Here is a 13303-nt window from a genome sequence, read left to right as displayed (position 1 = left end):
CTGCCCGCCGCCCGCCGGGGCCGCGGTCGGCCAGCCGCCGGGGCGACGGCCGCCGCCCGCGGCCGTGGGCCAGGCTCCGGGCGCGCCTCCCCCGGCGGGCGCGGCCGGTGCCTGCTGCGCCGGGGCGGCGGAGGCGGCGGCCGGGGCGGGCGCGGCCTGGTGCGGGGCTCCGGAGCCGACGGGCGCGCCCGGACCCGTCCGACCCGGCTCAGCCGCCTGACCTGCCTGACCTGTCTCAGCGGACCAGGCGCCACCGGGTGCGCCGCCCGGTGCGCCGCCGGCTCCCGCGCCCGGTGCGCCGCCGGTCCCGCCCGGCGCGCGGACCGCGGCCCGCGCCACCGCCGCGCCGCCGCCCGGCGGGACCTGCCCGGTGTCGCCCAGGGGCCCGGCCGCCCCCGGACCGCCGCCGTGCGCCTCGGAACCCGGCGCGTACCCCATGGCCGGCGCGGTGGCGCCGCCGGAGAAGCTCACTCCCCGTTCGATCCGGTCCAGGCGGGCCATGACGGACCGCTCGTCGCCGTACGCCGCGGGCAGCAGCACACGGGCGCAGATCAGTTCCAGCTGGAGGCGGGGGGAGGTGGTCCCGCGCATCTCCGTCAGCCCCTCGTTGACGAGGTCGGCGGCGCGGCTCAGCTCGGCCGCGCCGAAGACCTCCGCCTGGGCCCGCATCCGCTCCAGGACGTCGGCGGGGGCGTCGATGAGCCCCTTCTCCGCGGCGTCCGGCACGGCCGCGAGGATCACGAGGTCGCGCAGGCGCTCCAGCAGGTCGGCGACGAAGCGCCGCGGGTCGTTGCCCCGCTCGACGACGCGGTCCACGACCTCGAAGGCCGCCGCGCCGTCCCCCGCCGCGAAGGCCTCGACGACCGAGTCGAGCAGCGACCCGTCCGTGTAGCCGAGCAGGGAGGTCGCCATGGCGTACGTCACGCCGTCGGCGCCGGCACCGGCCAGCAGCTGGTCCATCACGGACATGGAGTCCCGTACGGAACCGGCGCCGGCCCGCACGACCAGCGGCAGCACCCCGTCCTCGACCGGGATCTTCTCCCGCTCGCAGACCTCCCCGAGGTAGTCCCGGAGCGTCCCGGGCGGCACGAGCCGGAACGGGTAGTGGTGCGTACGGGACCGGATGGTGCCGATGACCTTCTCGGGCTCCGTGGTGGCGAAGATGAACTTGAGGTGCTCCGGCGGCTCCTCGACGACCTTCAGCAGCGCGTTGAAGCCCGCCGAGGTCACCATGTGCGCCTCGTCGATGATGTAGATCTTGTAACGGCTGCTCGCCGGGCCGAAGAACGCCTTCTCGCGCAGGTCGCGGGCGTCGTCCACACCACCGTGCGAGGCGGCGTCGATCTCGATGACGTCGATCGACCCCGGGCCGTTGCGCGCGAGGTCGCGGCAGGACTGGCAGGTGCCGCACGGGGTGGGCGTGGGCCCCTCCTCGCAGTTCAGGCAGCGGGCCAGGATGCGCGCGCTCGTCGTCTTGCCGCATCCGCGCGGGCCGCTGAACAGGTACGCGTGATTGACCCGGTTGTTCCGCAGCGCCTGCTGCAGCGGGTCGGTTACATGCTCCTGCCCGATGACCTCGGCGAACGACTCCGGGCGATAGCGGCGGTACAGCGCGAGAGACGACACGCCTACGAGGTTATAGGCGTCCACTGACATCCAGGGCCGCCCCGCGGACAGTCCCCGGCGGGCCCCGCAACGCTCGCGCGCGCCCCGGGCACGGCCCCGACGGGAGGGGCGGGCGCAGACGTACGGGCAGACGGCCGGGAAACGAAGGCGCCCCTCACGCACCCGCCAGAGCCGACCTACCCTTGCTGCCTTCCGGCCCTGGGGGAGTTCAGTCAGATAGCGCCACGTGAGGGGCTGCAGACAGGGTACCCGATCCGACCGGGAGGAACGAGTTCGCGAGCACTCCCCGGCGTCATGTAATGTTCTCGACGGAGGATTCGCCTAGAGGCCTAGGGCGCACGCTTGGAAAGCGTGTTGGGGGCAACCCCTCACGAGTTCGAATCTCGTATCCTCCGCCTGATCAGAGGGCCGGACCGCAGCTGCGGTCCGGCCCTCTGGCGTTGCCGGCCGGGCCCGCCGGTCCGGACCGTACGGCACGGCACGGGAGTTCCCTACGGTGCGATCCGCACCGTCCTCGACACCGTCACCTGGTCCACCTCCGTGGTGCGGACCGTCACCTTCATCCGCCAGGTGCCGGCGAGGGGCAGGCCGACGGCCTCGGTGCCCCAGTAACCGCCCCTGTCCGCGAGCCGCGCGTCGATCGGGCCGATCTTCCGGGCGGCCAGCGTGAAGGTGAGCCGCAGCTCCGGGACGGTGGAGATGCCGCCGTCCGGTCCGTAGACGACGGCCTCGACCCTGTTGTCGCCGACGCGGCCCGGTTCCAGGAGGATCTGCACCTTGCCGTGGCCGCCCGGCGTTCCGAGGTCGAAGGGGATCAGCGTCATGGAGGCCATGGGCCGGTCGGCCGCCGCGGCGGCCGCCGTTCCGGCCCGCTCCCCGGCCTCGGCGCGCCCCGGCCGGGTGCCGGTCAGCACGGTCGTGATCACCAGGACCAGGATGCCGACCAGGACTTCCGCCAGGATCGAACGGCGCAGGGCACGGCGCCAGGGCGCGCTCGGCGGCGCGGACGGCTCGGGCAACGGCGCGGACGGCTCGGGCGGCGTGTCCGATGCGTTCGACACGGGTTGCGACGCGGGTGATGACGCGTCCGACGGCACGTCCGCCTCGGAGGCCTTCGGGGCGGACGCGTGCGTACCGGGAGCCTCGTCCTCCGGGACGGGCGCGGCCACTGCGGCTCCCGTCGCCCGGGCCGTGTGCACCGCCCTGGCCGTCCGCGTTCCCGCGCCCACCGCCTCCTGCTCCCGTACCTGCGTCGCCGCCGCCGCCTCCGTCCGGGCCGCCGTCTCCGTCCGGGGCGCCGCGTTCCCCTCGGGCGCCGTCTCCGCCGGTCCGTGCGCGGCCGTCGCCCGGGCCGTCCAGCGGCGCGAGTACGCCGCCGCCGTCAGCAGGAGCAGCACCACGACGGTCTTGGCCGCGAGGGTCCTGCCGTACGCCGTGCCGGACAGGGCGTCCCAGGAGCCGAGCCCCCGCCAGGACTGGTACACCCCGGTCGCCAGCAGGACCGCCACCGAGCCGAGGGCGAGGCGGGAGAAACGGGCGACCGTCGCGGCGGGCAGCGGGCCGTCCGACCGGTGGAGGAGGGTGAGCAGAGCCGCCAGGCCGCCCAGCCAGACCGCCATCGCCAGCAGGTGCAGCACGGCCGAGGCCATCGCCGCGGGCACCTGGGTGCCCGCGGCCGCGTGTTCGGCTACGGCCCAGGTCAGCGCCAGGGCGAGGGTGAACGCGACGCCGCCCGTGACGACCACGGCAGTCGGCACCCCGACGGCTCCCCCGAGGAGCGCCTGCACCCCGGCGCGTTCCCCGGAGATCTCGGGCCTTCCGGCGCTTTCCCCGGAGGGCGCAGGTGTTCCGGCGCGTTTCCCGGAGGGGGCAGGTGTGCCGGCGCGTTCCCCGGAGGACGTGGGTGTTCCGGCGCGGCGCCGTGCCCGTACGAGGGCCGCGGTCACCGCCGCCAGGACGAGCAGGGCGAGCCGTGCCAGCAGGGCCTGGCCGGGGCGGGTCGTCAGGGTGTGCCGCAGGAGGGACGGTTCGAGGACCGCGCCCGGTCCGCTCCCCCTCTCGTACGGCCCCCGCCACAGCAGCAGCCAGAGCGTGGCGGCCAGCAGGGCCCACCAGCCGGTGCGCAGCAGCCCGCGCAGGGGCGCCACGGCCGGCGGCCGGCAGACGAGGGCGAACACCACCGTGCCGACGAGCAGGGCGAGCGCGGTGTACGCGGTGTACCGGCCGATGTCCAGGAGGGCGCGGGAGGCGGTGTCCTCCGCCGGTACGGCGGTGGCCGCGGCCGTGGTCGCGGAGGGCTCGCCGACGGAGAAGGTGAACGCGCCGGAGATCGGGTGGCTGTCCGCCGACACCACCCGCCAGGCCACGGTGAACGTGCCCTCGGGCAGGTCGTCGCGCAGCCTCACCCGGACCGTGTCCGAGCCACCTGCGTGCGCGGCGTCGGTGACGTTGACCCTGCGGTTCTCCGGGTCGAGGACGCGCAGCGAGTCGGCGGCCAGCCCGACCGCCTCGGTGAACGTCAGCGTGACGTGCCGCGGCGCGGTCCGCAGGACCGTGTCCTCGCGGGGGTCGGTGGCGCGCAGGGACGAGTGGGCCGCCGCCGGGCCCGCGCCGCCGAGCAGCAGCAGACCGAGCGCCGCGCCCAGCAGCAGCACCGCCCGCACGACCCGCATGGCTCGTACGACCCGCATGGCTCGTACGACCCGTGCGGCCCGCAGGTCCTGCGTGGCTCGTGCGGCCCGTATGTCCTGTACGGCCCGGGCGTCGCGCGCTCGGCCCACGTCGCTCCTCCCCCTCCCGTCGCGGCCGTCCTCGGGCTCCTCCGTCCTCCGCCCAGGAGTACGGACGCAGGGGACGGCGCGCTCAACGGCGTGCTCAACGGTGCGGGCGGACCGGCCGGTCAGAGAACTCGCCGGTCAGAGAACAGGCCGGTCAAGGCCGGCTCAGCGCGGCGATCCGGGCGGCCTCCGCCGGGTACCGCGCCGTCAGCCGGGCGGCGTTCCCGTGCTCGTACCCGTCGTAGGTGAAGCCGGGCGCCATCGTGCAGCCGAAGAACGACCAGGCGCCGCCCTCGGCGACCCGCCCGCCCATCCAGGTGCCGGCCTCCACCGTGTACTGGACGTACTGCCCGCCGAGCACGTCGGGTCCCAGGACGACCGTGCGGGAGGTGCCGTCCGGGGCGAGCAGCAGCATCTCCAGCGGATCGCCCAGGTAGAAGTGCCAGGTCTCGGCGGCGGGCAGCCGGTGCAGGGCCGAGAAGTCGCCGGGTTCCGAGGTCAGGAGCGCGACGATCGCGGTGCCCTCAGGCCGTCCGTCGGGGCGTTCGGGCCCGGCCCAGGTACTGCGGAACCGGCCACCTTCCCTGGGGATCGGTTCCAGGCCGAAGTGGGCGGCGAGGGCTTCGGGGGTGAGGTCTGCGGCCACCCCCTGCTCCTGCCCGGCCGCGGACGCCTCCAGTCGGCGTGCCGCCCCGCTTCAGCACCCACCCGCTGCCCCGTCCCTGCGCGCCCGCAGTCAACCGCCCGCCGCGCTGCGGTTACGCCGTGCGGGGGGTTCCGCGCCCGGGACGATGCACCGGCCGCCCGTAGCGGGGACATGACCTCGCATGAGTTCCGCCAGGCACACCCGGTGCGCGATCCCGCGCCGCCGCGCCTGGTTCCGTCTCGCCGTCCCCTTCACCGCGCTGCTGTGCGCGCTGTTCGCACTGAACGCGGCCGGCCCGTACGCGGGGGCGGAGCCGGTGCCGCCCGCCGCGGTCTCCACGGAGTCCGGCGCGGAGCAGCCCTTCGACACCGCCGGCACCGTGTCGCGCCCGCAGGGCAGGACCGGCGGCCGCCACCTCGCGCCCCTCCTTCCGCCGCACCCCGCCGCGGGCTGCGCCCCCGGGCACCCGGCGACGGTCCCGCGCGGCCCCCGCCCCGTACCGCCGCCGCACACCGTCCCCGCCCTGCGCGCGGTGCGCTGCGTCGTCCTCCGCTGCTGACGGCCCCGGCTCCCGCCCCGTCGTGGACCGACCGACCAGCAGAACGCGAGGACACCCCCATGCCCGAAGACCCCTACGCGGTCCTGCACGCCCTGCTGCGTGCCGAGGCCGCGCGCAACGCGCCGAAGCCCGAACCGACCGCCCGTCCCGCCGCACCCGACCCCGCCGCACCCGGAAACGCCACGCCCCGGCCCACCGCTCCGAAGGCCTCCGGGGAGCACGGGCACCCGTAGCCGCGCGGCGGAGGCGGTACGGACGGGGGCGGCGCGGACTGAGGCGGAGGCGGTGCCCGGCCGGCCGGAGTCGGCCGGGCACCGCCGCATCCCCGGCGTATTTCCGCTTCGCCCTTGTTTACAGAGGGATTTCCGGCGTCGCACTCCGTCGTCCTGGCTGCGCCCGGAACGTCTTGGCCGGTAGGCTTTCCGTGTGATCTTCAAGCGCATCGGAAACGGCCGGCCGTACCCCGACCACGGCCGGGAAAGCACCCGGCAGTGGGCGGACGTCGCGCCGCGCCCGGTCCGCCTCGATCAGTTGGTGACCACCAAGGGGCAGCTCGACCTGGAGACCCTGCTCGCCGAGGACTCGACGTTCTACGGCGACCTCTTCGCGCACGTCGTGAAGTGGCAGGGCGACCTCTACCTGGAGGACGGACTGCACCGCGCGGTGCGCGCCGCGCTGCAGCAGCGCCAGGTCCTGCACGCGCGCGTACTCGAGCTGGACTGACACCGCCCGTCCCCGCGGCCACGCCCACCGCCGCACCCGTCGGTCCCGCGGCGGGCGCCCGGGACGGCCCCGCTCACCGCAAGTTGGCCCTTTTGGGTTGGCCTGGGCACCGGGCATTGATCATCTAGTAGGCAGAGCCGCCCCGGCGCACTACGCTGCGTATATGAGCATGCTTACTCCCCCTGGCATGGGCGGCCAGTACCGGATCACGGGGGACAAGTACCCGCGGATGCGCCGCACCCACAAGCGCCGCAGGGTCGTGCTCGCCCTGATCGCCTCCGTCGCCGTTCTCGGCCTCGTCGGTTGGGGGACGGTGCAGCTCATCGGCGTCTTCTCGGGCGGTGACAAGGCCAGGGCGGTGGGTGCCGCCAAGAAGTGCACCCCCGCGCCGAGCGCCTCCCCCACGACGGCGAGGACCCTGCTGGAGCCGAAGCAGATCACCGTCAACGTCCTCAACGCCACGACGCGCAGCGGCCTCGCCAAGGACACCGCGGACGAGCTGAAGAAGCGCGGCTTCCGCATCGGCGAGGTCGGCAACGCGACGAAGGAGTACGACAAGAAGGTCGCCGGCACCGGAGTGGTCCTCGGCGCCAAGGACGCCGCGAACGCCGCCCTGCCCGTGCTCGGCACCCAGCTGACCGGCGCCGAACTGAAGACGGACAGCCGCGGGAAGCCAGCCGAGGTCGACCTGATCATCGGCGACGAGTTCAAGAAACTGGCGGAGAAGCGGGACGCCGACAAGGCCCTGACGACGCTGGCCGCGGCCGAGCCGAAGCCCTCCAGGACGCCCGGGAACTGCTGAGGCCCACGCGGCGCCCGGGACCACCGGGTCCTCACGGCGTCGGGCCCGCGGCACCGAGTCTCGCAGCGTCAGATCTGCGGCACCGGGTCTCGCGGCGTCGGGCCCGCGGCACCGGACCCGTAGCGCCGGGCCCGGCGGAGTCACAGGGACGCCGGTCCCGCACCCGCCGGTGGAAGCGGCCGCGCCGCTTCCATCGGCCGTACGTACGACCGGACCCGTGACCTGCGGCCCGGGCCCCGGGGCCGTCGGCTGCTACTCCGCCGCCCCGTACATCCGGTCACCGGCGTCGCCCAGACCCGGCACGATGTACCCGTTCTCGTTCAGACGCTCGTCGACCGACGCCGTCACGACGGTCACCGGGGTGCCCGCCAGGTCCCGCTCCATGACCTCGACGCCCTCGGGCGCGGCGAGCAGCACCACGGCCGTCACGTCGTCGGCGCCGCGCTTGATCAGCTCCTGGATCGCCGCCACCAGCGTGCCGCCGGTGGCCAGCATCGGGTCGAGGACGTACACCTGGCGGCCGGAGAGGTCGTCGGGCATCCGGGTGGCGTACGTGGACGCCTGGAGCGTCTCCTCGTTGCGCACCATGCCCAGGAAGCCCACCTCGGCGGTCGGCAGCAGCCGGACCATGCCGTCGAGCATGCCCAGGCCGGCCCGGAGGATCGGCACCACCAGGGGGCGCGGGTGGGACAGCTTGACGCCCGTGGTCCGGGCGACCGGGGTCTCGATGTCGACCTGTTCGGTGCGCACGTCCCGGGTGGCCTCGTAGGCGAGCAGGGTGACCAGCTCGTCGGCGAGGCGGCGGAAGGTCGGGGAGTCGGTGCGCCGGTCGCGCAGGGTGGTGAGCTTGTGGGCGACCAGGGGGTGGTCGACGACGTGGAGACGCATGTCCCCAGGGTATCCGGGCCCCGTCCGGTGCCGGGCCGCCCGCCTCCGGGCCCGTCCGGCACCGGGCGGGCCCCGCCCGGGCCCCGCTCCCCCTTCTCAGTGGCATCGAACCGCCTTGCGGAGGGAAGGTGAGAGGGACCTGATTGGGGGTGTTTGCGAGTGTCGGACCCGGAACGGCAGGGGCCGGACGAGGAGGAGAGCGACGCCCAGCGGCGCCGACGACGCGCCCAGTTCCTGCGCGAACTCGCCGAGGCCCGCGCCCTGCGCGACCGCGTCCAGCCACGCCGCGCCAAGGCGGCCCGGCTGCGCCACGCGATGCGCATGAGGACGTTCCGCTGGTGAGGGGCGGGGGACCGATATGAGCAGGTGGGAGCCGACGGGGACCGGTGCCCGGCGGGTGCCCGGGCGCCCGCGCGGGACGCTCGGGAGAGCCGGCGCCCCGCGGTCACCGCAGCCGCGTGCGCCCCGTTGATCGAACTCCGCGACAGACGCTTCCGCAAGCCACCGGCGCCCCTTCCGCGAGGGTCTGCGCCGGGCGGCGCCCCGGGCCGCGTACGATCCGCGGTGGTGGGCGCCGAGCGCCCAGGTGAGGCCCCTCGACGGCGCCGGGTGCGCCCCGTGCGCCCGGTCGCCGGAACGCGACCGGGACACAGCGAGCCGAAGACCTCTCCTGAACGCTCCGTTTCTGCCACGATTCCGAGTGGGCGGGGCTCGGAGCAGCACTCCCCGCCCGCAACCTCCGCCGGGGGGACCCCCAACCGGCACGCCTCTGACCAGTGGGAGAGTCACGGTGTACTTCGCCGCACTGCTCGCGCGCACCGAAGACGGGTGGGAAGCGAGCGACACAGAGCTCGACGACGTGGAGACCCTGTCCGATCTCACCGACCTGGCCCGCGAGGCCTCGGTCGACGAGGACACGGTTCTCGTGCTCATCGAGCAGGAGGACGCATGGTTCGGCGTCGTCCGCGTGGACGGCGAGGACGACCCTCGTATCTACGTCTCGGACGCCGCCGCCGCTGCCCGCAGCTCGTACGGCGAGATCCTGCTCACGGACGAACTACTCGGAAAGGAGCCCGGCGACGACGGCACCGACCTGGACGCGCTGGACCTCGACGGCACGGAGGACGGAGAGGCGGACGACGACGATGAAGACGACGCGGCCGGAGCCGCGGGCGACACGGCGCGGTCGGGCCCCATCGGCGACGTCGAGATCCTGACCGACCTGGGCGTGGACGAGAAGGAACTGCTCGCCCTGGACAGCACCGACGCGGTCGGCGAGATCGCGGAGGTCCTGGGCGCGGCGGAGGTCCTGGAGACCGTCCGCTAGGTTCCCCGGGTGAACGCTGATCGGACCACGGCACCGGACCCGGTGCGCGATCCCTGGCGGGCGGCCATGCGGCTCGCGCTGGACGAGGCCGCGGCGGCCGCGCGGGGCGGGGACGTCCCCGTCGGCGCCGTCGTCCTGGCCCCGTCCGGCGCGGTGCTCGCCACCGGTCACAACGAGCGCGAGGCGACCGGCGATCCGACGGGGCACGCCGAGCTCCTCGCGATCCGCCGCGCCGCCGCCGCGCTCGGCGGCTGGCGGCTGACGGACTGCACGCTCGTGGTGACCCTCGAACCCTGCACGATGTGCGCGGGCGCGATCGTGCAGTCCCGGGTGGACCGGGTCGTCTACGGCGCCCGCGACGAGAAGGCCGGCGCGGCGGGCTCCCTCTGGGACGTCGTCCGCGACCGGCGGCTGAACCACCGGCCCGAGGTGATCGCGGGCGTGCTCGACGAGGAGTGCGCCCGTGCCCTCACGGATTTCTTCCGCGGGCGATAAGGCCTGCTGAGCCCCTCCGACGGCCGCCGGAAGGACGCCCGGCGCCCCTCGGGGACCGTCGTCCGGAAACGGATTTCGGACCACGGGCCTCTGTGGGGTAGGGTCTCCCTCGGTAGCGTGTCCGAGCGGCCGAAGGAGCTCGCCTCGAAAGCGAGTGTGGCGCAAGTCACCGAGGGTTCAAATCCCTCCGCTACCGCTCTTCGACGAGGGGCCCGGTCCGAGTGGACCGGGCCCCTCGTCGTGCTTCCCCTCCCTGGCGGAAACGCGTGCGGCCGATGATCGTCCGTACGGTTCACGAACGGGCGTCCGGGATAGACTCACCGCCGGTAACAGGGGTTTCACACGGCACGTCGGGGACAGGGGAGGCCGCGGTGGCGGTGCACGCGAAGAAGATCGCCATCTACGTACTCGTGGTCTTCGCCCTGTACGTGATCATCACCGACCCGGCCAAGGCCGCCGACTACGTGCAGATAGGCTTCGAGGGCATCTCGAACGCCGCTCAGGCCGTCGGCGACTTCATGACGTGGATCGCCAACGGGGCCAAGGGCTGAGCGGAGCCGCCACCCGGCCCCTGGGAGCGCCCGTGATCCGCCATCTGGTCCTCTTCAAGCTCGACGAGGGCGTCGCCCGCGACGACCCGCGCGTCGTGGAGGGCGTACGGGCCTTCCGCGCCCTCGGCGACCGGATCGAGGAGCTGCGCTCCTGGGAGTGCGACTGGAACATCTCCGAGCGCCCCAACGCCTACGACTTCGCGATCAACTCCGCGGTCGACGACGCGGACGCCCTGAAGCGCTACATCGAGCACCCGGCGCACCAGGCGGGTGTGGCCCTGTGGCGCGAGTTCGCCACCTGGGTGGTCGCCGACTACGAGATCTGACCGCCCGCCCGGGCCCGGCCGGCCCCCGCGGACACCGAGCCCCGCACCGCAGGACGGTGCGGGGCTCCCGTGCGTCCGGGGCCGCGGCGCGGTGTGCCCGGGCCCGCCGTGCGCCGTGTCCGGGCCCGCCACGCGGCCGATCCGTACCCCGGCCGCCGCCGGGCCGCAACTCCGCCGACAACACGGGGTTATGAGGTGCTTGCACACAACGCACTGTCTTGTGATGCTATGACCGCTTTTGACGGAATTTAATGGATCTGTGCAATGAGGTGGAGTTGTCCGTGCCGGCCAGTACCGCGCCTCAAGCCCCGCCCCAGGAGCAGCCGACGGCGTCCCAGGACTCCGCGGAGCAGCCCCGGGAGCAGGCGGCCCCGCAGCGGCGCCGCGGCGCGGACACCAGGGCCCTCACCCAGGTCCTGTTCGGCCAGCTCAAGGAGCTCGAACCGGGCACCCCCGAGCACGGCCGGGTGCGCGGCGCGCTCATCGAGGCCAACCTGCCGCTCGTGCGGTACGCCGCCGCCCGCTTCCGCAGCCGCAACGAGCCGATGGAGGACGTCGTCCAGGTCGGCACCATCGGCCTCATCAACGCGATCGACCGCTTCGACCCGGACCGCGGCGTGCAGTTCCCGACCTTCGCGATGCCCACGGTCGTCGGCGAGATCAAGCGCTACTTCCGCGACAACGTCCGCACGGTCCACGTGCCGCGCCGGCTGCACGAGCTGTGGGTGCAGGTGACCAGCGCCACCGAGGACCTGACCACGGCCTTCGGGCGCTCGCCCACCACCGCCGAGATCGCCGAGCGGCTGCGCATCACCGAGGACGAGGTCCTGGCCTGCATCGAAGCCGGCCGCTCCTACCACGCGACCTCCCTGGAGGCGGCCCAGGAGGGCGACGGACTGCCGGGGCTGCTCGACCGGCTCGGCTACGAGGACCCGGCCCTGGACGGGGTGGAGCACCGGGACCTCGTCCGCCACCTCCTCGTCCAGCTCCCCGAGCGGGAGCAGCGCATCCTGCTGCTGCGCTACTACAGCAACCTCACGCAGTCTCAGATCAGCGCCGAACTGGGGGTGTCCCAGATGCATGTGTCCAGACTCCTGGCCAGGAGTTTCGCGCGTCTGAGGTCCGCAAACAGGATCGACGCGTAACCGGAACGAGCGAATCGACTTCCGGCCTTTCCAACGCCCTCCTTTGGCCGACGAACCGTCAGACCCCTTCTGGGCTGGGCCGATTCACGTCTCGCATGTCGACATGTCACTACAGCGTGTTGCCGACATGTGACATTCTGCGTGAAGAGCGTTTGCCGCAGCCCCGCCTCCGGTATTCAGGTGGAGGCTGCGTTCTCCTCAGACGGAAGCGTCAGCCGCGACCGTCCGCGACCTCAAGGGGGTGGCATGTCCGCAGATCAGGGCAGCTCGAAGGTGCTCACGCTCACGAAGAGCGAGTCCGCGCCCGACGCGCTTCACGACGTTCCGGCCCTTCCGGCCCCGCAGGCCCCGGACCTCCCGACCTCGGAAGCCCTCGACACCCGCACCCTGTCCCGCTCCCTGTTCCAGCGGCTCGCCGCCCTCGGCGAGGACAGCCCGGAGCGTGTCTACGTACGCGACACCCTCATCGAGCTCAACCTGCCGCTGGTGCGGTACGCCGCCGCCCGCTTCCGCAGCCGCAACGAGCCGATGGAGGACATCGTCCAGGTCGGCACCATCGGCCTGATCAAGGCGATCGACCGCTTCGACTGCGAACGCGGCGTGGAGTTCCCGACGTTCGCCATGCCGACCGTCGTGGGCGAGATCAAGCGCTTCTTCCGCGACACCTCGTGGTCGGTGCGCGTCCCGCGCCGGCTGCAGGAACTGCGCCTGGCCCTCACCAAGGCCAGCGACGAGCTCTCGCAGAAGCTGGACCGCTCGCCGACGGTGAGCGAGCTGGCCTCCGTGCTGGGCGTCTCGGAGGAGGACGTGGTCGACGGCCTCGCCGTCGGCAACGCGTACACGGCCTCGTCCCTGGACTCACCCACGCCCGAGGACGACGGCGGCGAGGGCTCGCTGGCCGACCGCCTCGGCTACGAGGACACCGCCCTCGAGGGGGTCGAGTACCGCGAGTCGCTCAAGCCCCTGCTGGCCAAGCTGCCGCCGCGCGAGCGCCGGATCATCATGCTGCGCTTCTTCGCGAACATGACCCAGTCGCAGATCGGCGAGGAGGTCGGCATCTCGCAGATGCACGTCTCCCGGCTGCTCACCCGGACGCTGGCCCAGCTCCGCGAGGGCCTCATCTCCGACTGAGCCGGCACCGGAGCCGGTACGGGTACCGCGGGCGGGGACCTCTTCCCCGCGCGAAGTGGCCACCGGCTTCCGAGCCGTCGTGCCGCGTGCCGCCGTACCCCCCGGCGGCGGGCGGACCCGCGTACCGCCGACGCCGTACGCACGCTCCCGCGCCGCACCGGCCGTTCCGCACGGCCGGGCGTGCCGACCGCCCCGGCGGCCGGAGGACCGGTCCCCGGCGATCACCGGTCACTGATCACCGATGAGCACCCGCGCGGGCCCGGTGCGCCCGGACGCGGCCGCCCCGGAGCGGGCGCGCGGGAGGCCG

At 74.0% G+C, this 13303-nt stretch carries 15 protein-coding genes, 2 tRNA genes and 1 other RNA gene; 13 read left to right on the top strand and 5 right to left on the bottom strand.

The annotated features are described in order from the left end of the window. A partial coding sequence (locus IE271_RS20110; protein ID WP_190191737.1) for a DNA polymerase III subunit gamma and tau occupies positions 1-1626 on the bottom strand: 1626 nt, incomplete at its 3' end. Positions 1627-1769: 143 nt separating this feature from the next. Then, an RNA gene (ffs, locus tag IE271_RS20105) (signal recognition particle sRNA small type) lies at positions 1770-1864 on the bottom strand. A gap of 72 nt (positions 1865-1936) precedes the next feature. On the opposite strand from ffs, the gene IE271_RS20100 reads away from it, so the two are divergent. Continuing rightward, positions 1937-2021: transfer RNA gene (locus tag IE271_RS20100), tRNA-Ser, on the top strand. Positions 2022-2117: 96 nt separating this feature from the next. On the opposite strand, the gene IE271_RS20095 is transcribed toward IE271_RS20100, so the two are convergent. Next, positions 2118-4406 carry a copper resistance CopC/CopD family protein gene (locus IE271_RS20095; RefSeq protein WP_308435191.1) on the bottom strand — a complete coding sequence of 763 codons (2289 nt, stop codon included), beginning with the start codon at positions 4404-4406 and terminating at the stop codon, positions 2118-2120. 151 nt (positions 4407-4557) lie between these two features. Next, a complete protein-coding gene (locus tag IE271_RS20090) occupies positions 4558-5049 on the bottom strand; it encodes a cupin domain-containing protein (protein WP_190191736.1) in 492 nt (163 codons plus the stop codon). Positions 5050-5230: 181 nt separating this feature from the next. Between IE271_RS20090 and IE271_RS20085 the strand changes: the two genes are divergently transcribed. The 4 genes from IE271_RS20085 to IE271_RS20070 all read left to right on the top strand — a co-directional run bounded on the left by IE271_RS20085 (position 5231) and on the right by IE271_RS20070 (position 7133). Next, positions 5231-5608 carry a hypothetical protein gene (locus IE271_RS20085; protein ID WP_190191735.1) on the top strand — a complete coding sequence of 126 codons (378 nt, stop codon included), beginning with the start codon at positions 5231-5233 and terminating at the stop codon, positions 5606-5608. A 59-nt stretch (positions 5609-5667) separates the two neighbouring features. Next, positions 5668-5841: a hypothetical protein gene (locus IE271_RS20080; protein WP_190191734.1), complete on the top strand. Its 174-nt coding sequence runs from the start codon at positions 5668-5670 to the stop codon at positions 5839-5841. A gap of 193 nt (positions 5842-6034) precedes the next feature. Then, positions 6035-6331 carry a type II toxin-antitoxin system VapB family antitoxin gene (locus IE271_RS20075; protein ID WP_003999914.1) on the top strand — a complete coding sequence of 99 codons (297 nt, stop codon included), beginning with the start codon at positions 6035-6037 and terminating at the stop codon, positions 6329-6331. Positions 6332-6494: 163 nt separating this feature from the next. Beyond that, on the top strand, positions 6495-7133 hold the full coding sequence (locus IE271_RS20070; protein ID WP_190191733.1) for a LytR C-terminal domain-containing protein: 639 nt from the start codon (positions 6495-6497) through the stop codon (positions 7131-7133). A 252-nt stretch (positions 7134-7385) separates the two neighbouring features. Here the strand turns inward: IE271_RS20070 and upp are convergent, their stop codons facing one another. Continuing rightward, a complete protein-coding gene (gene upp, locus IE271_RS20065; RefSeq protein WP_190191732.1) occupies positions 7386-8021 on the bottom strand; it encodes a uracil phosphoribosyltransferase in 636 nt (211 codons plus the stop codon). A gap of 159 nt (positions 8022-8180) precedes the next feature. On the opposite strand from upp, the gene IE271_RS20060 reads away from it, so the two are divergent. The 8 genes from IE271_RS20060 to IE271_RS20025 all read left to right on the top strand — a co-directional run bounded on the left by IE271_RS20060 (position 8181) and on the right by IE271_RS20025 (position 12996). Continuing rightward, entirely contained in the window at positions 8181-8363 is a 183-nt protein-coding gene (locus IE271_RS20060) for a hypothetical protein (protein ID WP_190191731.1), read from the top strand. A gap of 448 nt (positions 8364-8811) precedes the next feature. Next, positions 8812-9348: a tRNA adenosine deaminase-associated protein gene (locus IE271_RS20055; RefSeq protein ID WP_190191730.1), complete on the top strand. Its 537-nt coding sequence runs from the start codon at positions 8812-8814 to the stop codon at positions 9346-9348. 66 nt (positions 9349-9414) lie between these two features. After that, on the top strand, positions 9415-9843 hold the full coding sequence (tadA, locus tag IE271_RS20050; RefSeq protein ID WP_190191747.1) for a tRNA adenosine(34) deaminase TadA: 429 nt from the start codon (positions 9415-9417) through the stop codon (positions 9841-9843). A 111-nt stretch (positions 9844-9954) separates the two neighbouring features. Next, a tRNA-Ser gene (locus IE271_RS20045) sits at positions 9955-10039 on the top strand. Positions 10040-10214: 175 nt separating this feature from the next. After that, complete coding sequence (locus IE271_RS20040) at positions 10215-10394, top strand: hypothetical protein (protein ID WP_190191729.1); 180 nt, start codon at positions 10215-10217, stop codon at positions 10392-10394. 32 nt (positions 10395-10426) lie between these two features. Beyond that, positions 10427-10720 (top strand): Dabb family protein, encoded by a 294-nt coding sequence (locus IE271_RS20035; RefSeq protein WP_190191728.1) that lies wholly within the window; start codon positions 10427-10429, stop codon positions 10718-10720. Positions 10721-10971: 251 nt separating this feature from the next. Next, a complete protein-coding gene (locus IE271_RS20030) occupies positions 10972-11865 on the top strand; it encodes an RNA polymerase sigma factor SigF (protein WP_190191727.1) in 894 nt (297 codons plus the stop codon). A gap of 246 nt (positions 11866-12111) precedes the next feature. Next, the gene (locus IE271_RS20025; protein ID WP_190191726.1) at positions 12112-12996 is read left to right on the top strand and encodes an RNA polymerase sigma factor SigF; all 885 of its coding nucleotides are present in this window, start codon (positions 12112-12114) and stop codon (positions 12994-12996) included. Positions 12997-13303: the final 307 nt, after the last annotated feature.

The organism is Streptomyces minutiscleroticus (assembly GCF_014650875.1).
GTDB lineage: Bacteria > Actinomycetota > Actinomycetes > Streptomycetales > Streptomycetaceae > Streptomyces > Streptomyces minutiscleroticus.
Note: the sequence above shows the minus strand (reverse complement) of the source record. Positions and strands in the feature narration are given on the sequence as shown.

Excerpts from the sequence above, each read along its gene's own strand:
- IE271_RS20085 (WP_190191735.1), top strand. The coding sequence starts at position 5,231 with ATGAGTTCCGCCAGGCACACCCGGTGCGCGATCCCGCGCCGCCGCGCC.
- IE271_RS20080 (WP_190191734.1), top strand. The coding sequence starts at position 5,668 with ATGCCCGAAGACCCCTACGCGGTCCTGCACGCCCTGCTGCGTGCCGAG.
- IE271_RS20070 (WP_190191733.1), top strand. The coding sequence starts at position 6,495 with ATGAGCATGCTTACTCCCCCTGGCATGGGCGGCCAGTACCGGATCACG.
- upp (WP_190191732.1), bottom strand. The coding sequence starts at position 8,021 with ATGCGTCTCCACGTCGTCGACCACCCCCTGGTCGCCCACAAGCTCACC.
- tadA (WP_190191747.1), top strand. The coding sequence starts at position 9,415 with ATGCGGCTCGCGCTGGACGAGGCCGCGGCGGCCGCGCGGGGCGGGGAC.
- IE271_RS20030 (WP_190191727.1), top strand. The coding sequence starts at position 10,972 with ATGGATCTGTGCAATGAGGTGGAGTTGTCCGTGCCGGCCAGTACCGCG.
- IE271_RS20025 (WP_190191726.1), top strand. The coding sequence starts at position 12,112 with ATGTCCGCAGATCAGGGCAGCTCGAAGGTGCTCACGCTCACGAAGAGC.